General features: G+C 57.3%; 22 protein-coding genes. 16 read left to right on the forward strand and 6 right to left on the reverse strand.

The features are described 5' to 3' along the window. Positions 1–73 precede the first annotated feature (73 nt). From O3C79_RS07285 to O3C79_RS07305, 5 genes are all read right to left on the reverse strand, one after another. Positions 74–934, reverse strand: a complete 861-nt coding sequence (locus O3C79_RS07285) for an alpha/beta fold hydrolase (protein ID WP_494385387.1) — start codon at positions 932–934, stop codon at positions 74–76. Positions 935–998: 64 nt separating this feature from the next. Beyond that, positions 999–1,550: a flavin reductase family protein gene (locus O3C79_RS07290; protein WP_494385388.1), complete on the reverse strand. Its 552-nt coding sequence runs from the start codon at positions 1,548–1,550 to the stop codon at positions 999–1,001. A gap of 114 nt (positions 1,551–1,664) precedes the next feature. Then, positions 1,665–2,861, reverse strand: coding sequence for an acyl-CoA dehydrogenase family protein (locus O3C79_RS07295; RefSeq protein ID WP_417534456.1), 1,197 nt, complete (start codon positions 2,859–2,861; stop codon positions 1,665–1,667). 45 nt (positions 2,862–2,906) lie between these two features. Continuing rightward, positions 2,907–3,845 carry a 3-carboxyethylcatechol 2,3-dioxygenase gene (locus O3C79_RS07300; protein ID WP_494385389.1) on the reverse strand — a complete coding sequence of 313 codons (939 nt, stop codon included), beginning with the start codon at positions 3,843–3,845 and terminating at the stop codon, positions 2,907–2,909. A gap of 264 nt (positions 3,846–4,109) precedes the next feature. Continuing rightward, positions 4,110–4,919, reverse strand: a complete 810-nt coding sequence (locus tag O3C79_RS07305) for a DNA-binding transcriptional regulator (RefSeq protein WP_494385390.1) — start codon at positions 4,917–4,919, stop codon at positions 4,110–4,112. 394 nt (positions 4,920–5,313) lie between these two features. On the opposite strand from O3C79_RS07305, the gene mhpD reads away from it, so the two are divergent. The 6 genes from mhpD to O3C79_RS07335 all read left to right on the forward strand — a co-directional run bounded on the left by mhpD (position 5,314) and on the right by O3C79_RS07335 (position 11,128). Further along, a complete protein-coding gene (mhpD, locus tag O3C79_RS07310) occupies positions 5,314–6,111 on the forward strand; it encodes a 2-keto-4-pentenoate hydratase (RefSeq protein WP_494385391.1) in 798 nt (265 codons plus the stop codon). A 22-nt stretch (positions 6,112–6,133) separates the two neighbouring features. Next, positions 6,134–7,066, forward strand: a complete 933-nt coding sequence (locus O3C79_RS07315; protein ID WP_494385392.1) for an acetaldehyde dehydrogenase (acetylating) — start codon at positions 6,134–6,136, stop codon at positions 7,064–7,066. Positions 7,067–7,077: 11 nt separating this feature from the next. Further along, on the forward strand, positions 7,078–8,100 hold the full coding sequence (gene dmpG, locus O3C79_RS07320) for a 4-hydroxy-2-oxovalerate aldolase (RefSeq protein ID WP_494385393.1): 1,023 nt from the start codon (positions 7,078–7,080) through the stop codon (positions 8,098–8,100). A gap of 104 nt (positions 8,101–8,204) precedes the next feature. Then, positions 8,205–9,257: a TRAP transporter substrate-binding protein gene (locus O3C79_RS07325; RefSeq protein WP_083703206.1), complete on the forward strand. Its 1,053-nt coding sequence runs from the start codon at positions 8,205–8,207 to the stop codon at positions 9,255–9,257. 2 nt (positions 9,258–9,259) lie between these two features. Further along, positions 9,260–9,775, forward strand: coding sequence for a TRAP transporter small permease (locus tag O3C79_RS07330; RefSeq protein WP_494385394.1), 516 nt, complete (start codon positions 9,260–9,262; stop codon positions 9,773–9,775). An 18-nt stretch (positions 9,776–9,793) separates the two neighbouring features. After that, entirely contained in the window at positions 9,794–11,128 is a 1,335-nt protein-coding gene (locus tag O3C79_RS07335) for a TRAP transporter large permease (protein ID WP_494385395.1), read from the forward strand. Positions 11,129–11,176: 48 nt separating this feature from the next. On the opposite strand, the gene O3C79_RS07340 is transcribed toward O3C79_RS07335, so the two are convergent. Continuing rightward, the gene (locus tag O3C79_RS07340) at positions 11,177–11,377 is read right to left on the reverse strand and encodes a hypothetical protein (protein ID WP_494385396.1); all 201 of its coding nucleotides are present in this window, start codon (positions 11,375–11,377) and stop codon (positions 11,177–11,179) included. A 274-nt stretch (positions 11,378–11,651) separates the two neighbouring features. Here O3C79_RS07340 and gspE point away from each other — a divergent pair, with 274 nt between their 5' ends. The 10 genes from gspE to O3C79_RS07390 are packed head-to-tail and all read left to right on the forward strand — an operon-like array spanning position 11,652 to position 19,659. Beyond that, positions 11,652–13,361 (forward strand): type II secretion system ATPase GspE, encoded by a 1,710-nt coding sequence (gene gspE / locus O3C79_RS07345; RefSeq protein ID WP_494385397.1) that lies wholly within the window; start codon positions 11,652–11,654, stop codon positions 13,359–13,361. A gap of 3 nt (positions 13,362–13,364) precedes the next feature. Further along, on the forward strand, positions 13,365–14,570 hold the full coding sequence (locus O3C79_RS07350; protein ID WP_494385398.1) for a type II secretion system F family protein: 1,206 nt from the start codon (positions 13,365–13,367) through the stop codon (positions 14,568–14,570). Between the two features lie 14 nt (positions 14,571–14,584). Next, entirely contained in the window at positions 14,585–15,022 is a 438-nt protein-coding gene (gene gspG / locus O3C79_RS07355) for a type II secretion system major pseudopilin GspG (RefSeq protein ID WP_494385399.1), read from the forward strand. Continuing rightward, the gene (locus O3C79_RS07360) at positions 15,003–15,467 is read left to right on the forward strand and encodes a prepilin-type N-terminal cleavage/methylation domain-containing protein (protein ID WP_494385400.1); all 465 of its coding nucleotides are present in this window, start codon (positions 15,003–15,005) and stop codon (positions 15,465–15,467) included. Before gspG ends, O3C79_RS07360 begins: the two co-directional genes overlap by 20 nt. Next, the gene (locus O3C79_RS07365; protein WP_494385401.1) at positions 15,460–15,858 is read left to right on the forward strand and encodes a type IV pilus modification PilV family protein; all 399 of its coding nucleotides are present in this window, start codon (positions 15,460–15,462) and stop codon (positions 15,856–15,858) included. Before O3C79_RS07360 ends, O3C79_RS07365 begins: the two co-directional genes overlap by 8 nt. Further along, positions 15,855–16,541, forward strand: a complete 687-nt coding sequence (locus O3C79_RS07370; RefSeq protein ID WP_494385402.1) for a prepilin-type N-terminal cleavage/methylation domain-containing protein — start codon at positions 15,855–15,857, stop codon at positions 16,539–16,541. The genes O3C79_RS07365 and O3C79_RS07370 overlap by 4 nt, the downstream gene beginning before the upstream one ends. Continuing rightward, positions 16,516–17,445 carry a type II secretion system minor pseudopilin gene (locus tag O3C79_RS07375; protein ID WP_494385403.1) on the forward strand — a complete coding sequence of 310 codons (930 nt, stop codon included), beginning with the start codon at positions 16,516–16,518 and terminating at the stop codon, positions 17,443–17,445. The genes O3C79_RS07370 and O3C79_RS07375 overlap by 26 nt, the downstream gene beginning before the upstream one ends. Further along, entirely contained in the window at positions 17,442–18,518 is a 1,077-nt protein-coding gene (locus O3C79_RS07380) for a PilN domain-containing protein (RefSeq protein ID WP_494385404.1), read from the forward strand. The genes O3C79_RS07375 and O3C79_RS07380 overlap by 4 nt, the downstream gene beginning before the upstream one ends. Further along, on the forward strand, positions 18,515–19,111 hold the full coding sequence (gene gspM / locus O3C79_RS07385; RefSeq protein WP_494385405.1) for a type II secretion system protein GspM: 597 nt from the start codon (positions 18,515–18,517) through the stop codon (positions 19,109–19,111). The genes O3C79_RS07380 and gspM overlap by 4 nt, the downstream gene beginning before the upstream one ends. Continuing rightward, a complete protein-coding gene (locus O3C79_RS07390) occupies positions 19,108–19,659 on the forward strand; it encodes a hypothetical protein (RefSeq protein WP_494385406.1) in 552 nt (183 codons plus the stop codon). Before gspM ends, O3C79_RS07390 begins: the two co-directional genes overlap by 4 nt. Positions 19,660–19,681 lie beyond the last annotated feature (22 nt).

Below are 19,681 nucleotides of genomic sequence, written 5' to 3' on the forward strand. Positions count from 1 at the left end.
ACGTTAGTTACCCGAAGCATTGATAGGCAGGCCACCGCCATTAGGCAGTGGCCGACACAAAACGAACTCTCTCTTAGTGCTGCAGGAAGTCCAGCACCATACGATTGAAGCGGTCTGCATGTTCCCACTGCGCCCAGTGGCCGCACTGGTTGAAGATATGCAGTTGGGAGTTGGGAATCCCCGCTACCAGGCGCAGGCCGGTATCCATGGGTACGAAGTGGTCCTGACGGCCCCAAATCACCAGGGTATCCTGTTTGATCTCGGGCAGGCGTGGGCTGAAGTCCGGGAACTGTCTTGGGTTGGCTTCCAGGCTCTTGACGAAATTTTCGAGGTGGTCGCGACGCTTGAGCATGTTGTCCAAACGGGTCTGAAACAGTTCTTCGGTCAGATCGCTGGTATCGAATACGAAGACCGACATCATCTGCTTCAGGTTCTCAATGGTCGGCTCACGGTAGAGCTTCTGCAGCAGCTTGATTCCTTCCGCCGGCATCGGTGTAAACAGACTGGCACCACCGGTGCCGCCACCCATCAGTACCAGCTTGCCGACACGTTCCGGGTTTTCCAGTGTAAAGGCTACAGCACTGTGACCACCCATGGAGTTGCCCAGGATATGGATCTGTTCAAGGTCCAGAGCATCGACTACGGCTTTCAGAGCACGAGCGTTCAGGTCGGAACGTGAACCGGTACAGACGATGGAGTCGCTTTTGCTCCAGCCCGGGCAGTCGAGCAGGATGACACGGTACCCGGCGGTGACCAGGGGTTCGATATTCCGGTTGAAGTTGGCCCAGCCGCTTGCGCCAGGGCCGGAGCCGTGCAACATGACGACGGTTTCACGGCCTTCACCGCAGTCGTTGTAATGCAGTTTGACCGGCTGGCCGTCCAGCTCGATGTCGATAAAGCGGCTGGTATCCGCTTCAGTCAGGTTAATGCTCATGTTGTACTCCTGCTAAAACACATAACCCCGACACGTGCCGGGGTGAGAAGTTCGGTAGTGTCACTTACTGGGGAATTTGCCTGAAGCCGCCATTCAGGTAGATCAGCGCTTCGCCATCCTGGCGCTCGCGGGTTGCCAGCACTTCGCAGAGGAAGGCATGGTGAGTGCTTTCGTCAAACACTTTCACGACGCGGCAATCAAAATTTGCCAATGCGTCCTGCAGTACTGGAGCACCGGTAGTCAGGTTATCCCAGGTACCAAATTCAAAACGTGACTCGCCCTGTACATCCTTGATCATGCCTGCGAATGCCTTGGCAACATCTTCCTGATCACCCGCCAGCACGTTGACACACAGTGCTCCGCTTTTAAGGATAAGCTCGCTGGCGTAGACGCCCTTGTTGACAAATACGACAAGGCGAGGCGGATCGGCGGTCACGGAGCAGACGGCGGTGGCGGTCAGACCGGCCCGTGCCTTGTCGTCGCCACTGGTAATGGTGCTGACGCCCATGGCGAAATGACGCATGCCGTTACGGTGTTCGTCGGCACTGACCATTGGCTTTTCACTGAGCTCGGCGTTGGGTGTCCAGTCGAGCATCTGGTTGATGTGCTGATTCATGATCGTCTCTCTAATTAAATGGGCGAGGCCTTATGCCTTGGACAGAAGGCCGTGTAGCCCAGGTTTTGACGCCAAATGGGTTCGGCTTATGCCTTAAAGCCAAACGGGTTTGGCTTATCCCTTAACGCCAAAAGGATTCGGCTGGGGCAGCGGGTTGCCCAGCAACTGGCCACCCAGCAGATCGCCGATGTTGTCCTGGTTCTGGGTGATATGGTTAGCGCCCACCAGAATGTCGCGCATCTGGCGCTGCATCGGGTTGTTCAGCCATACGCCACGGGTGGAGGTCTTTTTGAAGATCATGTGAGCCGCATCGAAGCAGTCACCGCCGGTGAACTGGTTGGTGGCAAAGTGACGCACACGAACATCGGTCGGCACCAGTTCGCCTCGGGAAGCGTAGCTCCAGGCTTCATTGGTATTGCTCAGTACGCGTGCTTCGGCAGCCGTGATTTTGGCTTCTGCTTCGCCCAGGCGGTATTTGATGAACGGGTCATTCACCGCAGCACCTACGGCCTGGTTAAGGTTCTGGCGCGGTACCATATGCTCAACGTAGAGATCCGACATGCCACGGGCCATACCGATCAGCACTGAGGAAACGGCCGCATAGAACACGAAGAAGAAGGGTACCTTGTACAGGTTTTCGACGTGGCCGTGGGACTCCTGGTCGTAGGCCCCAATCACGTGACTACGGTAAGCCGGAACAAAGACATCCTTGATCACCAGCTTCTTGCTGCCGGTACCGGCCAGGCCGACCACGTGCCAGTCATCGATGATTTCTTCAATCTGGTCACGCTGAACCCAGAAAGAGCGGAATACCATTTCGCCGTTTTCCTGCACGCGACCACCGAGGAAGGTGCCACCTTCGGCATGGTCGCAGCCGCTGGAAGTCAGCCACTCACCGTTCAGTTGGTAGCCGCCTTCAACAACATCCACGGTACCGAAAGGTGCGTAGGAGGAGGACACCAGGCGGGTGTTGTCCTCGCCCCAAAGCTCATCCCCCACCTGTTCCGGCAGCAGGCCTACTTCGAACGGGTGTACGCCCAGTACCATCACGTTCCATGAACTTGACGGGCAGCCACGGGCCAGCTCGATCAGCACGCGGTTGAGGACATTGGGATGCATCTCGTAGCCGCCCCAGCGCTTGGGCTGCAGGATTTTGAAGAAGCCGGCTTCCTGGAAGGCTTTAATGGTCTCTTTGGGTACCATGCGAGCCTTTTCACAGGCATCGGCACGTTCGCGCAGCATCGGGATCATGTCGCGGGCGCGTTGTACGATCTCTTCTTCGGTCGGGATTGGGGTAACGATAGCGTTCATATCGGTCTCTCCAGATGATTCGTTTTATTGTTAGCTGTGGTCAGCTCAGGCGGGAGTGGCGCTGACCACGCCGTAGCCCGCAATCCATTCATTGATGGGTCGGTAATAATCCTTGCGTGCCTGGTAGGGACCGCTTGCTGCCAAGGCGGCAAAGGCAGCAACCCAGGTACGTACTTCGTGGGTCGAGCGTCCGGCTTCGGTTGATATCTGCTGGATGTCGAAGTCATCCACCTGTTCAAGCTCGCCGCTCTGCAGCAGTTCGATAAAGGCTTCGTCCCAAACAGCGTTGAGCGGCGTCTGCTGGCAGAGCTCGGAGCCGTAGATCTTGCCAGCGGCAATGGTGCGGGCTTCGCGCGCCGCACGACCTTCCGGTGTCGGGTTGCGGCCGCAGATCAGGAACTCCTGTACTTCTTGCGGTGAATCGGCCAGCAGGGGAACCGGAGGTTCGTGAGACAGGCCTCCGGTACCAAGGATCAATACGCGCTTGTTCAATCCGGCCAGGAACTGGCCAACGGCCTCTCCCAGTTTGCGGATACGGCGGTAGGGTACGAAAGGAGGCGCCACCGAGTTGATAATGATCGGGATCACCGGATAACGGGTCAGGCTGCCGGTCATCTCTTCCAGAGTTTGTGTACAGCCATGGTCAACCTGCAGGCGGTGCGAAAGGGATACATCCAGGTCGCTGTCCATCAGGTGTTTGGTCAGCTCCAGCGCCAGTTCAGCGTCGACTGACAGGGGGCCGGGTAGAGTGCCGTAGTCACCGACCGACTCGGCAGTCGTGGCGACAACGAACGGAGGCATCAAGTCGTAGAAGAGGCCGTTGTAGTGATCGGGGGCAAACAGCAGCACCAGTTCGGGATCGAATGCTTCGACTTCTGCGCGTGCCGCAGCCAGAACCGCATCCACTTCGGCAACAACATCTGCACCAGGGTCATTACGACCACGCAGGGGCGTATGCGACAGGCATTTAAGCATGATGCTCATATCTCTACCTTCTTTTTATATGATTGCAGGAGCGGGAAGCATGAATATGCCGGCTCCCGGTTTATTGTCGGAATTAATAAATGCCGTTTTGAGCAGCGGTCGTAAATATTCGACCGGAATAAAACCCTCAAGGTAAAATCTATTTAATTTAACCTTGCGATTTATTTAGGATGGATTCTGGACAGGCGAGGAAATAACATCAAGCAAAAAAAGATCCGAGGTGCACATAGTGCACGGCGGGTGTGGATAACTGTTGTAAAGGGCTTAGCGGATCCTGGGCGACAGGCTATGCTCGATGCGTGTTACCACCGACTGCATGGCGTCCAGATAGCGGCGCGCCGCTTCCTCAATGGTCATGGCATCGGCGATATAGACCAGGTTCAGGCAACCCAGTACCCGATCTTCATAGCGAATCGGCAAGGCGATGGCGGCGATGCGACCCTCTTCACCCCAGTCACGGTAGTTGGAGCCGTAGCCATCCTGGCGCGTCTTGCGAACCAGCTTTTCGACATACTGGGGGTCTTGAGCCAGCTTTGCCTGGCTATCATCTCGGCTGGCCAGCAGCTGGAGGATCTGCTCCCGTTCCTGATCGGGGCAGTTGGCGATATAGGCACGGCCCGCAGCGGTCAGCAGCATTGGCAGGCGGCGACCGACCATGGAGCGGTGGAAAGAGAGGCGGCTGAAACGGTGAGTGGTTTCGCGGATCACCATGGCATCCACATCCAGCGTCGATATATCGGTGGGCCAGACCACTTCCTGTAACAGCTGCCCCAGCAGGGGAGCCGCAAACTGGGAAACCCACTGTTCATCACGAAAGCCTTCGCTGAGTTCGCGTACCTTCAGCGTCAACAGGTAGCTGTCATCCGACTCACTGCGGCGAACATAGCCCTCGTGCTGCAGAGTCTCCAGCAAACGGCGTACGGTGGTGCGATGCAGGCCGGTCTGTTGCGACAGCTCGGTGATGCGGGCGCCGCCATCACAACGGTTGAGAGCGTGCAGCAGCGACAGGCCACGGATCAGGCCTTGAACCAGCTTGTACTCACCCTGTCCCGGGATTTTGTCCTGCTCCGACATGGCTGACTCCTTGTGAGTTGTTGTGCACATAGTGCACCTCGGGCTCGATTTCTGTTGCTGCCGCTGATGGGCTGTTCCTATACTCCTGCACATAATAAAAACATGCCTTCACGGAGTCCACAGATGATATTCGATGGATTAAAAAGTCGTGCCTTTTTAAAGATTTTTTCAGCACGGGATTTTAATAGCATAAAAAACCGTAAAAGGGTCCGACAATATATGGCTGTTTTATCCGTTACCCTGATTCCGGATATTAATCTGTTCACACCTGCTCAATGTGATATCGGACTTGGTCCGGATATCCACATCCGTTAGCGCTCCGAGTCGTCTGTTTTTAGCAATCCGAAACGGCCCCGTCGCAGTACTGCGGCGTAGTGCCAGGGTATGGAATCACATGGTAAACGAACAACAGTTATACGAAATGGCCGAGCGCTTGCGCAGGGCTGAAGCGCAGCACGAAGCGACCGCTCCGATTCGCGATCGGCTTGACCCTCAGGACGCCGAGTCAGCCTACCACATCCAGCAGATCAATACCGAACATGCTGTTGCCCAGGGCCGACGTATCGTGGGCCGAAAGATCGGCCTGACCAACCCCCGTGTGCAGACCCAACTGGGCGTAGATAGGCCGGACTTCGGCACCCTGTTTGCGGATATGAGCTTCGGAGACAACGACATCATTCCCGCTGACCTGGTGATGCAGCCAAAGGTTGAGGCCGAGATTGCTTTCATCATGGAACGTGATCTTCCGCAGCGGGACTGTACCCATACCGAGTTGATGCAGGCGATCGGCTGGGTTGTGCCGGCGCTGGAGATCGTCGGCAGCCGTATCCAGAACTGGGATATCCGTTTTGTCGATACGGTGGCGGACAACGCGTCCAGCGGCTGTTTCGTACTGGGCACGCCGGCCCGTCGCCTGGATGGCGTGGACCTGCGTGGCGCCGAGATGCGCATGACGCGCAATGGCGAGATCGTATCCACCGGCAGCGGTGCCGAATGTCTTGGTAACCCGCTCAACGCGGCCCTTTGGCTGGCGCGGACCCTGAGTTGTTTGGGCACGCCTTTGAAAGCCGGTGATCTGGTGCTCAGCGGTGCCCTCGGCCCAATGGTGGAATGTGCACCGGGAGACCGTTTCGACACTGAAATCAGCGGTATTGGCCTGGTTGCCGTCGAGTTTGCGCAGGCAAGCGCCTGAACCTCTCTCTGTAGGAGTCAGAATGAAAAAGACCAAAGTAGCCATCATCGGTTCCGGCAACATCGGTACCGACCTGATGATCAAAATCATGCGCAACAGCGACGGCCTGGAAATGGGCGCCATGGTTGGGATCGACGCCAATTCGGACGGACTGGCCCGCGCGGCCAGGATGGGCGTTGCAACCACTCATGAAGGTGTTGAAGGCCTGGCGCAAATGCCCGTTTTTGAGGAGATCGACATCATTTTTGATGCGACTTCGGCCAAGGCGCACATGCATAACGAAGTGTTCTTGCGCGGTAAAAAAGAGGGGCTCAAATTTATCGATCTGACACCGGCGGCGATCGGTCCCTACTGTGTACCAGTCGTTAATCTGGAGCAGCACCTCAACGAGGGCAACGTGAACATGGTGACCTGCGGTGGTCAGGCAACCATTCCAATGGTGGCGGCCGTATCACGCGTGGCCAAGGTGCACTATGCCGAGATCGTGGCGTCGATCTCCAGCAAGTCCGCCGGCCCGGGCACTCGTGCCAATATCGACGAGTTTACTGAAACCACCACCAAGGCGATCGAAGTGGTCGGTGGTGCCAGCAAGGGCAAGGCGGTGATCATCCTGAATCCCGCTGAGCCGCCACTGTTGATGCGCGACACCGTCTACGTGCTGTCCGAGAAGGCCGATCAGGCCCAAGTGGAAGCGTCCATCGAGGAGATGGCTGCTGCGGTACAGAGTTACGTACCGGGTTACCGCCTGAAACAGAAGGTCCAGTTCGACGAGATCCCCGAAGAGCAACCGATCAATATTCCGGGCCATGGCCATTTCAGCGGCCTGAAAACCTCGGTCTTCCTCGAAGTGGAAGGTGCGGCCCATTACCTCCCGGCCTACGCCGGCAACCTCGACATCATGACCTCTGCCGCGCTGGGTACCGCCGAGCGCATCGCCAAGTCACTGGTTTACTGAGGACGAACAAGATGACATTTAACCCCGGCAAGAAACTCTACATCTCTGACGTGACGCTGCGTGATGGCAGCCATGCGGTGCGCCACCAGTACTCGATCAAGAACGTACAGGACATCGCCCGCGCTCTGGACAAGGCTAGAGTGGACTCCATTGAAGTGTCCCATGGTGACGGCCTGCAGGGCTCCAGCTTCAACTACGGCTTCGGTGCCCATACCGATCTGGAATGGATCGAAGCGGTAGCGGAAGTGGTTGAACATGCGCAGATCGCTACGCTGCTGCTGCCCGGCATCGGCACTGTGCACGACCTGGAAAATGCCTACAGCGCCGGCGCACGCATCGTGCGTGTCGCCACTCACTGTACAGAGGCTGACGTGTCCCGTCAGCATATCGAACATGCCCGCAAGCTGGGCATGGATACCGTCGGCTTCCTGATGATGAGCCACATGCAGACACCGCAGGGACTGGCCGAGCAGGCCAGGCTGATGGAGAGCTACGGTGCTACCTGCATCTACGTGGTGGACTCTGGTGGAGCCATGGGTATGCAGGATATCCGCGACCGTTTCCGCGCAGTGAAAGATGTGCTGGACCCGGCGACCCAGACCGGTATTCATGCGCACCACAACCTGGCACTGGGTGTGGCCAACTCCATTGTGGCGGTGGAAGAGGGCTGTGACCGAGTGGATGCTTCCCTGGCCGGCCAGGGGGCGGGTGCCGGTAACGCACCGCTGGAAGTGTGCATCGCCGCCTTCGACAAAATGGGCTGGGAGCACGGGACCGATCTATATGCCCTGATGGATGCTGCCGACGACATTGTACGCCCGCTGCAGGACCGCCCGGTGCGCGTTGACCGCGAAACCCTGGCGCTGGGCTATGCCGGTGTCTACTCCAGCTTCCTGCGTCACTCCGAAGTGGCGGCCGAAAAATACGGTCTCAAGACCGTCGATATTCTGGTCGAGCTGGGCAAGCGCCGCATGGTAGGCGGTCAGGAAGACATGATTGTCGATGTGGCACTGGATCTTCTCAAGCGTCAATAAACCCCAAAGGGTCGGCTAGTGCCGGCCCTTTGTATATACCCCGTTACTGAGAACAAACAACAGACAAAACAAATACATAAACATAACAATACAGGACTATCCCCATGAAAAAGATGAATGTCGCTGCTCTTGCGCTGGCCGCTGCCGGTACTGTGTTTTCTGCCTCCGCATGGAGTCAGACCGTAATGCGTTTTGCCAGCTGGATGCCGCCGACGCACCCGGTCAATGAAGTGGTACTGCCGACCTGGAAAAAGTGGATCGAGGAAGCCACCGATAACCGCGTAACCCTCGCCGTCGAGTACAACATGGGACACCCCAAAACCATGTTCAACCTGGTCGAGGATGGCGTTGCCGATGCCAGCTGGGGCTATCACGGTTATGTACCGGGCCGTTTCCGCCTGACCCAGATTGTGGAGCAGCCCTTGCTGGGTGTATCCGGTGAAGCCGCGTCTGTGGCCCATTGGCGTGTGCACAATAAGTATTTCAAGGACACTTATGAGTTTGAGGGGCTGGAGTTGGTGGCGCTGGTAACTCATGGTCCGGGACAGATTCACAGCACGTTTCCAGTAAACACGCTGTCCGAGCTTGAGGGCAAAAAGATTCGAGTCGGTGGCGGCGTCCAGTCTGTTATTGGTGAGCGTGCCGGCCTGGTACCGGTATCCGCACCGGCCCCCAAGGTTTACGAGATGCTGCAGCAGGGCGTGATTGACGGTGTTTTTCTGCCGGTTTGTGACGTCAAGAATTTGCGCTTGAACGAAGTGATTACCGACAGTACCCAGTTGCCGGGCGGCATGTACCTGGGCAGTTTCTCATTCTTCATTAATCCGGACTTCATGGCTGATCTGGACCCGAAAGATGCTGAGGCAATCAGGGCGGTATCCGGTGAGCGACTGTCTGCTCTGGGCGGTTGGGCGCAGGACCAATCCGATGTGGCCGGTTTGAAACTGGCACGAGAGAGCGGCGTGCGTATCAATACAGTTGGCGTAAACGATCCTTTGGCGCAGGAGTATAAGGCGCTGGCTGAAGGGATCGATGAAGCCTGGATTGAAAGCGTGTCGGATCTTGATGTGGACGCCCGTGAGGCTCTGAAAGAGCTGCGTGAAATTGCACGTGGTTATGAATCCAACCAAGATGTCATTGCCAATATTCAGGAGTGAGCATGTCATTTGCCGCCTGGCTTAATGAACATTATGACGAGAAGGGGCCGGCCAAGTGGCTGGCCTTTTTTCTCGAGGCTGTATCTTCATTAGTGCTGTTTACCCTGATGGCGTTGACCTGTGTCGACGTGGTTGGGCGTTACCTCTTCAACAGTCCGCTGCATGGCGGCACCGAGCTGACCGAGATCGGTCTGGCGGTGATGGTATTTGCGGCCATGCCGGTGATCACCTGGCGCGGCGGTCATATCGTGGTTGATCTGCTGGACCGATTCCTGGGCTCCAAGGTCGTCAAGGCGCTGTCGCTGTTTGCCGCGCTGGTGATGTCCACCTCGCTGTACTTCCTGGCGCTGCGCATCTTCGAACTGGGTGAACGCTCCATTCGTCGTGGCGTGGTGACCGAGTTTCTGGCGATGCCCACAGGATACATCGTGCAGTACATCGCGATCATGAGCTGGGCTACAGCGGCGGGTATGATCACCTATGGTGTCTACCGCATCCTGTTCCAGAGTAAAGACTAACCGAGGCGGTATCTCCTTATGTCCGTTATTCTGATCGGCTTTGCCGCTCTCCTGTTTCTGATCATTGTGGTGCGAATGCCGATCGCATTCGCCATGGGTATCGTCGGTTTCTTCGGCTTTGCCATTCTCAGTGGTCTGGGCTTCGACAACTTGGACAGCTTCCGCTGGACGGGGCCGTTGTCGATGGCCTCCAACCGCGTGATCGACACCGTACAGGAATACAGCCTGTCGGTGATTCCGCTGTTTATCCTCATGGGCAACCTGGTGACGCGCTCCGGCCTGTCCCATGAGCTGTACGCCGTCTCCAACGCCTTTCTGGGCCACCGCAAGGGCGGCCTGTCCATGGCAACCGTTGTCGCCTGTGGCGGTTTCTCTGCCATCTGTGGCTCCAGCCTGGCGACCTCTGCGACCATGTCCAAAGTGGCCATGCCGCCGATGCGCAAGTACGGCTATGCCGACTCTCTGGCCACGGCGTCCATCGCCGCCGGTGGTACTCTGGGTATCCTGATTCCGCCCAGCGTCATCCTGGTGATCTACGGCCTGCTGACCGAATCCTCCATCCGTGAACTGTTCGCGGCGGGCTTCATTCCGGGCATCCTGGGCATCATCCTGTACCTGGTGGCGGTTCGTTACGTGGTCTGGCGTGATCCGAGCGCGGGCCCGGCTGGCGAGAAGACTGAATGGCCGGAACGCCTGCAAACCATGAAAGGGGTTTGGGGTGTGCTGCTGCTGTTTACCATCGTCATGGGCGGTATCTACCTGGGTATCTTCACCCCGACCGAAGCGGCGGGTATCGGTGCCGGCGGTGCCTTCCTGATTACCCTGTTCCGTGGCCGCATGACCCTGCGCAACCTGTTCGAGACGCTGGCGGATACCGCCCGTACCTCGGCCATGCTGTTTGCAGTGGTAATCGGTGCCCTGATCTTCTCCGACTTCATCAACCGTGCCGGTCTGCCGGATATGCTGCTGGAGATGGTCACCGCCATGGACGTGGCGCCGATCGTGGTGATCCTGGCGATTCTGGCGATCTACATCGTGCTGGGCATGGTGTTCGAGAGCCTGTCGATGATGCTGCTGACCGTGCCGGTGTTCTACCCGCTGGTAGCGAGCCTGGGCTTTGATCTGGTGTGGTTCGGTATAGTCGTCGTAGTCGTGACCGAGATCAGTTTGATCACACCGCCAGTGGGTATGAACGTATTTGTACTCAGTGCGGTGCTGCGCGATGTCAAAACAGGGACTATTTTCAAGGGAGTCACACCGTTCTGGTGTGCGGACATCGTACGTCTGGCGATGATTGTTTTCGTTGCTCAGATTGCGCTGTTCCTGCCGGAAATGCTGTACCGCCAGGGTTGAAAAGGTGCCGCCTGAAGGGGAGAGGCGGCACCCTCCGTTTGCGATGCTTTAGAACTTCAGGTTAACACCCAGTGCGATGTTGTCGTCGCTGTTGTCGTACTGGCCGGTTTCAGCCCAGAGCGCAATGCTCGGGCTCAACTCTTTCTTCACCTGGAACATCACACTGCTGTTGTCGGCGGCATGTGATGCAGTGATTTCTAGATCCGCTGGTATCAATTGGTCATATACGACTGAATCTATAGCGTTCACCCGGAGGGTGGTTAGAAATCCAGCGCCGTTCAGTGCTTGGACACGCACTTGAGAAGCAGCTGTAAAGTTGGGTTTACATTTTCTCGGAGTTTATGGGGCGTTTAAAAAATATACAGTTCGGATGCTATGGAAACTCTATTTCCGACTACAGTTATAGGGTAGTCGGCGTGTCTGATTCCGGCCCCCAGATCAACACGGCAGTGGTGTACTGTACAAGGCAAGTTGGTACTTTCTTCATGCCCTGAGCCTGTTCCTGCAGGCGAGGAGGGATGAAATGAGTGAGCTTTCACCTTCCCAGCCACTGGATCCTGAGGAGGCCTTTCTTTCCGAGCTGGTCCGTCGTGGACTGCTCTCCGAGCCTGACCTGGAACGGGTCTCGAGGATGCGTGCGGGCCGAAACGAGCCCGAATCCTGGCCCGGCCTGCTGGTGCGTCTTGGCCTAGTGTCCGAGCGTGATATGGCAACGGCTCTGGCGGATGCATTGGAGTCCCCCCTGCTGACACCTGAAGAGCTTGTAAGCCGTTGTGAAACAGGTTCCAACCTTTCTCTGCGTTTCATGCGTGAAAACCAGCTCATGCTGCTTGCTGCTGATGACAGCTCGCAATCACTGGCGATGGCAGACCCGTTCAACACCTACCTGATCAATGCCGTTGAAATGGCGATACAGAAGCAGGTTGCCGTCGAGGTGGCTGTAGGCTCTGAGATTGTACAGGTGCTGGATCAGCTTCATGGCGAAGGCCAAAGCCAGATGGGCGATATCCTGGCAGACGTCAATGCGGCGGAAGATCAGGAGGAAAGTGTCGAAGCCCTTATGGACATGGCCAGTGGCGCGCCGGTTATTCGTCTGGTGAACCTCATTATTCAGCGCGCCGTGGATGCCAGGGCTTCTGATATCCACATTGAACCCTTCGAAAACCAGTTGAAAGTACGCTATCGCATTGACGGTGTGCTCAGCGAAGAGGAAGCACCGCCGGTGCAGCTGTCGTCAGCGGTGATCTCACGTTTGAAAATCATGGCACGGCTCAATATTGCCGAGCGCCGTCTGCCTCAGGACGGCCGTATCGAGATCAGGGTGCAGGGCAAGGAGCTGGATATTCGTGTCTCAACCGTTCCCACCATGTTTGGGGAGAGCGTGGTACTGCGTCTACTCAATCGTGACAGCATCAGTTTTGATTTTGCCAGTCTTGGATTTACCGACACCTGCCGGGAACAGCTGGACCGTTTGTTGGCGATTCCACACGGGATGATTCTGGTGACGGGGCCAACCGGCAGCGGTAAAACCACCACCTTGTATACCGCGCTGCGCCAGCTCAATACTCAGGTGCGCAAGCTGATTACGGTGGAGGATCCGGTGGAGTACCAGTTGCCGGGCATCAACCAGATTCAGGTGAAAAGCAGCATCGGGCTCAGTTTCGCCAATGCGTTGCGATCCATTGTGCGCCAGGACCCTGATGTGATTATGGTGGGTGAAATGCGTGACCTGGAAACGGCGCGTATCTGTGTCCAGTCGGCTCTGACAGGGCATCTTGTGCTCTCTACCTTGCACACCAACGATGCGGCAACCAGCGTAACACGATTACTGGAAATGGGAGTCGAAGACTACCTGCTGACCTCAACCCTGCATGCGGTATTGGCCCAGCGGCTGGTGCGACGTCTTTGTCCTGAGTGCCGCCAGGCTTATACACCCTTGCCGGAACTGATTCGTGAGTTGGGTCTGCCCGATGAAAACAGGGCAAAGCTCTGGCATGCCCCGGGCTGTGAACACTGTGGCGGGGCCGGTTTTAAAGGGCGCCTGGTGATTCACGAATTGCTGCCGGTGGATGACAACATTCGTCGCCTGATTCTGGACCATGCCGATTCCGGGCGTATCCAGCAAGCCGCCCGTCAGGCCGGTATGGTCAGCATGTATGAAGATGGTTGCCGCAAGGCGCTGGCCGGGCTGACCAACATGGACGAGGTGCTGCGTGTTACGCAGGAGGACTGAGCTATGGCGACCTATGTATATTTTGCACTGACCCCCAGCGGAGAAGAACGTAAGGGCGAGTTGGATGCCAGCAGTAGCGAAGCGGTGGTTCGCCAGTTGCAGCAGAGCGGGTTGATACCCGTTCAGGTTGATCAGGCCCGGGCAAACATCGGCTTGAGCGGCCTGCGTGGTCCCCGCAACCGTTTGCAACGGGTTCAGCAGTTCTCACAAGAGTTGGCAGAACTGATGCGTGCCGGTATTTCACTTGATCGTGCCTTGCACATCATGGGCAACGCCACCGGGGATGAAGAACAAAAAGCGGTTCTCAAGCGCATTCAAGACAGTGTGCAGCGTGGTCAGTCCCTGTCTGTAGCTTTGCGGCAGCAGGGTGGCCTCTTTTCTCCTTTCTATATCAGCATGATTCAGGCGGCCGAAAGTGCGGGCAGCCTGGCTGAGGGGTTGAGCGACGCGGCCAACTATCTTGAGCGCAATCGAGCACTGCGGGAGCAGCTGACCTCGGCACTGATCTACCCCGCCATTCTGTTTGTCGTCGCACTGTTCTCGCTCACCATCATCATGGTTTATGTCATTCCCCAATTTGAGCAGCTGTTTGCCGATATGGGGGAAGCCCTTCCGCTATCGACACGGGTGGTGGTTACCAGCGCTGAATGGGTGAGGGACTTTGGTCCCTGGTTCCTGCTTATCCTGGTTTTGCTATGGCTTGGGCTGCGACGTCAGCTGCAGCGACCGGAGTTGCGCCTGAGTTGGGATTCCGCCCTGTTGCGTTGGCCACTATTGGGAGAGCTGCTGCAGGGCGTTGAAACCGCTCGGTTTTGCCGCAGTCTGGGCACTTTGCTCAAAGGCGGAGTTGCACTGGTGCCGGCACTTCAGCTGGCAAGAGGTACGCTGACCAACGCCGCGTTTGTCACGGTGATTGAGGAAGTGACCGAAGACGTCAAGGCCGGGCGACGGTTGGCGGATCAACTGCAACAGTCCGGTTGTTTCCCGGTAATGGCGATGCAGATGATTCAGGTCGGTGAAGAAACCGGCCAGCTGGATTTGGCATTGCTCAAGGTGGCGGAGCGTTACGACCGTCAGGTGAGCACATTGCTGCAGCGTCTGTTAACGCTACTGGAACCCATTCTGATTGTCGGACTCGGCGTGCTGATTGCCGGCATCATTATGTCGATTCTGGTGGCGATCATGTCGATCAATCAATTGCCTTTGTAAGGCAAGGAGACACCATGAAGCCGAAAATTGCCGTTTATCGGCCAGAACACAAGGGCTTCACTCTGCTTGAGCTGCTCGTTGTACTGGTGATTCTCGGGCTGTTGGCCAGCCTGGTCGGTCCTCAGGTGCTGCGGCATGTTGGCAGTTCCAAAAGCCAGACTGCCGCTCTGCAAATATCGGAGCTGGGGGCTGCACTGGATTTGTACCGGCTGGAAGTGGGGCGTTACCCGAGCAACGACGAAGGCCTGGAGGCGTTGATCAAGAAGCCTTCCGGTGTCAGCAACTGGAATGGCCCTTACCTGAAGAAGAAACTGGTGCGCCTGGATCCCTGGGGTAATGAGTACGTCTATGAATACCCCGGTACGCATGGCGATTACGACCTTTATTCGTTGGGCGCTGATGCCAGTACAGGGGGGGAGGGAGAGAACCGTGATGTGGTCAGTTGGGAATAACTCCCGGCAACCGGGGTTCACACTGCTGGAACTGCTGGTTGTACTGATGATTGCGTCGCTGATGCTGACCATGGTTGCTCCCAACGTTAGTCAGGTGATGCCTGGCAGTGAGCTGAAAGCGTTTGCGCGTCACACCACTGCACTCTTGCGGGAGCTGCGCAGTGAAGCGGTCAGTCGCGCCGATGTGCGTGTCTTGCGGTTTGAGCCGGAGCAGCGTCGCTTTGTGACCCCGCGACTGTCACTGGAGTGGCCTGATCAGGTTCTGGTGGAACTCAATGCGGGCCAGCTGCCGGTGTTGATGACCCCTGTTTCTGAGAGCCAGGCGTTGATGTTCTTTGCCGATGGCAGCAGCAATGGCGGGATATTGCTGTTACAGGGCGAAGCTGCCAGACAGTACCGGATTCAGGTCGATGCACTGACCGGGAGGGTGAGAATCCATGACTAGGTTTCGCCAACTGAGCGCCGGCTTTACCTTGCTGGAAGTGCTGGTCGCATTTGTGGTGTTGGCAGCTGTTCTGGGTGTGATCCTGCGCATTAATGCGCAGGTGCTGGAAGGCACTCACCGGGTCAGTGAGCGTCAGCTGGCGCTGATGCTGGCGCAATCCCAGCTGGATCGAGTGCTGGCAAATGCCGAACTTGAACCGGGGCAGCTGCGTGGCGACCTGACCATACCTGGTTATCGCTGGGAACTGGATGTTTTTCCTCTGCAAGCGGCAGAGCAGGTACCTGATGCTGAAAGACTGCGTGTCACTCCCTATCAAATTGATCTACACGTTTATTGGGCCGAGCAGCAGCACCTGGTGCTCAGTACGTTGCGGTTGGGGCGGTCATTATGAAGCGGACAGTGCGAGGCTTCACCCTGCTGGAGTTGCTCATCACGTTGGTGTTGATGGGACTGGTCATGTTGCTGGTATTCGGTGGGCTGCGTATCACCTCGCGCATATGGGAGGCGGCCGAACAGCGTCAACAACAGGTTGCCGAGCATTACCAGTTACAGCAGGTGCTGCGGCGTTTGATCAGCCAGGCGCAGAACCGCCGTGTACGTGATCAGGAGGGGCGTGTACAACTGGCGTTCAAGGGGGAAGTAGACCAGTTGATTTTTGTTGCTCCGGCCTCTCGTTCAAACAGCAGAACGGGGGCGAATTGGTATCGCCTTTACCAGGCACCTGCTTCCAGCGATCAGCCTGCGGCCTTGATGTTACAGGCCCGACCTTTTGCCAGCGGCGAGGCGGTCGATTGGGTCGGGCTGTTCGAGCCGGGTGTCACTGATCTGTCTGAACCGGTGGTGTTGAGTGAATATCAGTTGTTGCCGCTTTCGGATGCAAGTGTACGGCTGGTCTACTGGGGGCAGCAGGATCGATGGTTGGCCGAGCAGCCTGACTGGGTGGAGCAAAGTGTATTGCCCCGGTTGGTTGAGGTGCACATAGAGTTTGAGTCTGAAATGGCAGCCGAAGCCTGGCCTGTGCTGGCGGTGGGGCTGCAGGAGTATCTATATGATACGCGTCGACAGGCTTTTTAACCCTTCTCAGGCCGGTGTCATCCTGGTGATAGTGCTCTGGGTGCTGGTTCTGCTTAGCCTGATAGCGACCAGCCTTGCGGTTGGAGGGCGCAGCTTCAGTCGCCAGGCACTCAATGCTGAAGAGGGTGTGCGTGCAGCCATGGCGGCTGATGCCGGACTTGGCTGGGCGCTTTGGCATATTCAGTTGCCGGGCGGTGGTGGCTGGCTAGCCGATGGTGATGTGCGTGAGCTGGTGCTGGGCGGTGTGCAGATCAAAACTGCGTTGTTTGATGAAAGCGGCAAAGTCGATCTGAACAGCGCCCCGACAGAACTGCTGGATGCGCTGCTGGCGTCATTGATGAACGATAGTCGCCAGCGAGCGGCACTGGTTGCGGCCATAGAGGACTGGCGGGACCCCGATGACCTGGTGCGCCTGAATGGTGCTGAGGTGGATGATTACCTGGCGGCAGGTCGTGTAGAAGGGCCTGCCAACCGACCGTTCCAGACTCTGGTAGAACTGCGGCAGGTGCTGGGTATGGAAGAGCCTGTCTTCCAAGGCTTGTCGCCGAGCCTGACACTGGTTACACGCAGCCGAACCATTAATCCGCAAGTGGCCCCCTTTGACGTTTTGATGGCGTTGCCCAACGCCAGCACCGGTGTGGTTGAAGCCTATATTGAACAGCGTCGAGAGGCCTGGGCCGATGGCCTGCCGGTACCGGAGCTGCCTTTTGATGCTGCGCCCTATGTGGGTAACGGACGTACGGGCGTACATTATCTTGTCTATACCGAAGCACGGCTGGGTGCCCGGTCTCGTGCTCTTAAAGCCGTCCGTTTGCAGCGCCGTGGTGCGCGGCTGGAATTGGAGTCTGAAGTCGCACTGCCCCCTCCCAGACAGGTGTTCAGCGAACAGGAGGCGGGGCTATGAAGGCTCATTCCGGCCCGGTGGCGGGCATCAACCTTGTTCAATCGATGAAGGGCTTCTGGCGCTGGTGGGCCGGAGAGCTGGAGCAGCTGATACCGGCTCGCTTGCGTCAACGCCTGCAAGGGCGTGAACGGCGCTTGAGGTTCACCGGTAATGCGGTGGAAGTGGATGTGGCGGGCCAACCGCAAAGCATAGCCCTGGACCAGATCACCCAAGACCCGACATTAGCGACCTGGCAGTCACAGGACAGGCAGCACACGCGCTTGCTGGTGACACTGCCGGATTCCGGGTTACTGCACAAGGTCATCCAGTTGCCGGCTGCAACCGAGCCGCGGCTGGCAACTGTACTGGGATACGAGTTGGACAGGCATACCCCCTTTACCCCGGAGCAGGCCAGTTTTGGCTATCGAGTGCTTGGCCGGGATCGAGCAGCCCGTTCGCTTGAGGTTGAGCTGTTCGTTATGCCCAATGAACAGCGCCAACGCCTGGTTGATGCTCTGGAAACCTGTGCTCTGGTGCCTGCCTGGATAGTGCCGGAGAGGCTGGCGAATGATATATCGCTCCGGCATCAGCTTAATTTGATGCCGGAATCCTCGGTCGTTTCATCACGCAAACGCCGCTATGCAGGAAGGCTGGCGCTGCTATGCCTGGTGCTGGCAACCGTTGCTGGCCTTTTCTACCTGCAGCAGCTTCACCTGCAGCGATTGCGAGAACAGGTCACACCCTTACAGCAGGATGCCCAGCTGGCAGAGCAGGTTCGCAGCGAAGCCGATGCGCTTGAGCGCAGTGCGCGCTTTGTGGTTCAGCGTCGACAGCAACAGCCCTCGGTACTAATGCTGCTCGATGAACTGACACGTCAGGTGCCGGATAACACCTGGGTTAACCGGTTGGAGTTGAAGGGGCGGGAGCTGCAGGTGCAGGGGGAATCGTCCAATGCCTCAGCCTTAATCAGTTCGCTGGAATCATCAGAGCTCTTGCGTGATGTCAGTTTTACCTCACCGATCACGATCAACCCCCGTTCGCGCAAGGAACGATTTAGCCTGAAGGCAGAAATAGAGCGGGAGGAGGCACCATGATGGCGCTTACACCGGGCCGAAGCCGTTGGCTCGCCATTGGCTTGTTGATCATTCTGACCCTGCTGATTATCCGGGTCGCGTTGCTACCGCTGTGGATCCACTGGTTCAGTGTGGCCGATGAAATCGACATGCTGGAGCAACGCCGGGATGTCTATGAACGGCTGGTTGATTCCTTGCCAGGGCAACGGGAGCGGCTGGAAACCTTGCAACAGCAGGTGCCCTCAGAAGCCTGGTATCTGCAGGAAAGTACTTCGGCTCTGGCGGCTGCCAGCCTGCAACAATTATTGCATGGACGAGCCAGCAGCAGCGGGGTACAGGTGGTCAGTACTCAGATTATTAACGAACCCGCCGAGCAAGGGTTACAGACGGTTGTCATCCAGGCACATCTGCGCGGCGATCTGGGGGAGGTGGTGGATCTGCTCTACACGCTGGAGTCGGGGCAGCCGCTGTTGTTTATCGATAACCTTACGCTCCTGGCCAATCCACGACGAGCGGCAGCCAATACCCGTGCATCCCGAAATAATGGGCGTATAGATCATCTCGACCTGCGCATGAATCTTACCGGTTATACCGGCCAGGAGGTGCAACCGTGAAAGCCTTGACCCTGGTGTTAATCGTATTGTGCTGCGCAGGCAGGCCAGGCCTGGTGTGGGCCGACGAACATGGCCTTGAAGGGGCTGGCACAGGCCTGTCCCTGAGCCTGCCACTGCTGCCCCCGAAAACCGACTTTGACAGCATACTTGAGCGGCCTCTGTTTTCAGAAACACGCTCACCGTCGCAGGACACCAGTGCCGACCAGCCCGTTAGCTCTGCACGAGAGCTACGGGAGCAATGGAAGCTAACCGCCGTGATCCTGACGGGCGAACAAATGACCGCTCTGTTTCGCCAACGTAACGGTGTACTGCATCGGCAATTGCAAACCGGTATGCCGCTGGATGACGCCTGGGTACTGAGCGAAATAGATGACACCAGCGTGGTGCTGGTTGCAGGTGACAATGAAGTGCGTCTTCAACTGCTTGAGCCGCGAAATACAGCCCCCTTGATCAGCGACTCGCCCCAATCAACAGACTCCGGGACAGATACCGATAGTGCAACCACTGCACAGGACTCAGCTGATCCCAGGGAGGTGCCAAATGAGTAGTCGATTCATGGGTAGAGAGCCC

The organism is Marinobacterium sp. NO-S09 (genome assembly GCF_059179545.1).

What these genes read in the sequence shown, in the direction of transcription:
- O3C79_RS07285 (WP_494385387.1), bottom strand. Translation starts at nt 934, where the DNA reads ATGAGCATTAACCTGACTGAAGCGGATACCAGCCGCTTTATCGACATC.
- O3C79_RS07290 (WP_494385388.1), bottom strand. Translation starts at nt 1,550, where the DNA reads ATGAATCAGCACATCAACCAGATGCTCGACTGGACACCCAACGCCGAG.
- O3C79_RS07295 (WP_417534456.1), bottom strand. Translation starts at nt 2,861, where the DNA reads ATGAACGCTATCGTTACCCCAATCCCGACCGAAGAAGAGATCGTACAA.
- O3C79_RS07300 (WP_494385389.1), bottom strand. Translation starts at nt 3,845, where the DNA reads ATGAGCATCATGCTTAAATGCCTGTCGCATACGCCCCTGCGTGGTCGT.
- O3C79_RS07305 (WP_494385390.1), bottom strand. Translation starts at nt 4,919, where the DNA reads ATGTCGGAGCAGGACAAAATCCCGGGACAGGGTGAGTACAAGCTGGTT.
- mhpD (WP_494385391.1), top strand. Translation starts at nt 5,314, where the DNA reads ATGGTAAACGAACAACAGTTATACGAAATGGCCGAGCGCTTGCGCAGG.
- O3C79_RS07315 (WP_494385392.1), top strand. Translation starts at nt 6,134, where the DNA reads ATGAAAAAGACCAAAGTAGCCATCATCGGTTCCGGCAACATCGGTACC.
- dmpG (WP_494385393.1), top strand. Translation starts at nt 7,078, where the DNA reads ATGACATTTAACCCCGGCAAGAAACTCTACATCTCTGACGTGACGCTG.
- O3C79_RS07325 (WP_083703206.1), top strand. Translation starts at nt 8,205, where the DNA reads ATGAAAAAGATGAATGTCGCTGCTCTTGCGCTGGCCGCTGCCGGTACT.
- O3C79_RS07330 (WP_494385394.1), top strand. Translation starts at nt 9,260, where the DNA reads ATGTCATTTGCCGCCTGGCTTAATGAACATTATGACGAGAAGGGGCCG.
- O3C79_RS07335 (WP_494385395.1), top strand. Translation starts at nt 9,794, where the DNA reads ATGTCCGTTATTCTGATCGGCTTTGCCGCTCTCCTGTTTCTGATCATT.
- gspE (WP_494385397.1), top strand. Translation starts at nt 11,652, where the DNA reads ATGAGTGAGCTTTCACCTTCCCAGCCACTGGATCCTGAGGAGGCCTTT.
- O3C79_RS07350 (WP_494385398.1), top strand. Translation starts at nt 13,365, where the DNA reads ATGGCGACCTATGTATATTTTGCACTGACCCCCAGCGGAGAAGAACGT.
- gspG (WP_494385399.1), top strand. Translation starts at nt 14,585, where the DNA reads ATGAAGCCGAAAATTGCCGTTTATCGGCCAGAACACAAGGGCTTCACT.
- O3C79_RS07360 (WP_494385400.1), top strand. Translation starts at nt 15,003, where the DNA reads ATGTGGTCAGTTGGGAATAACTCCCGGCAACCGGGGTTCACACTGCTG.
- O3C79_RS07365 (WP_494385401.1), top strand. Translation starts at nt 15,460, where the DNA reads ATGACTAGGTTTCGCCAACTGAGCGCCGGCTTTACCTTGCTGGAAGTG.
- O3C79_RS07370 (WP_494385402.1), top strand. Translation starts at nt 15,855, where the DNA reads ATGAAGCGGACAGTGCGAGGCTTCACCCTGCTGGAGTTGCTCATCACG.
- O3C79_RS07375 (WP_494385403.1), top strand. Translation starts at nt 16,516, where the DNA reads ATGATACGCGTCGACAGGCTTTTTAACCCTTCTCAGGCCGGTGTCATC.
- O3C79_RS07380 (WP_494385404.1), top strand. Translation starts at nt 17,442, where the DNA reads ATGAAGGCTCATTCCGGCCCGGTGGCGGGCATCAACCTTGTTCAATCG.
- gspM (WP_494385405.1), top strand. Translation starts at nt 18,515, where the DNA reads ATGATGGCGCTTACACCGGGCCGAAGCCGTTGGCTCGCCATTGGCTTG.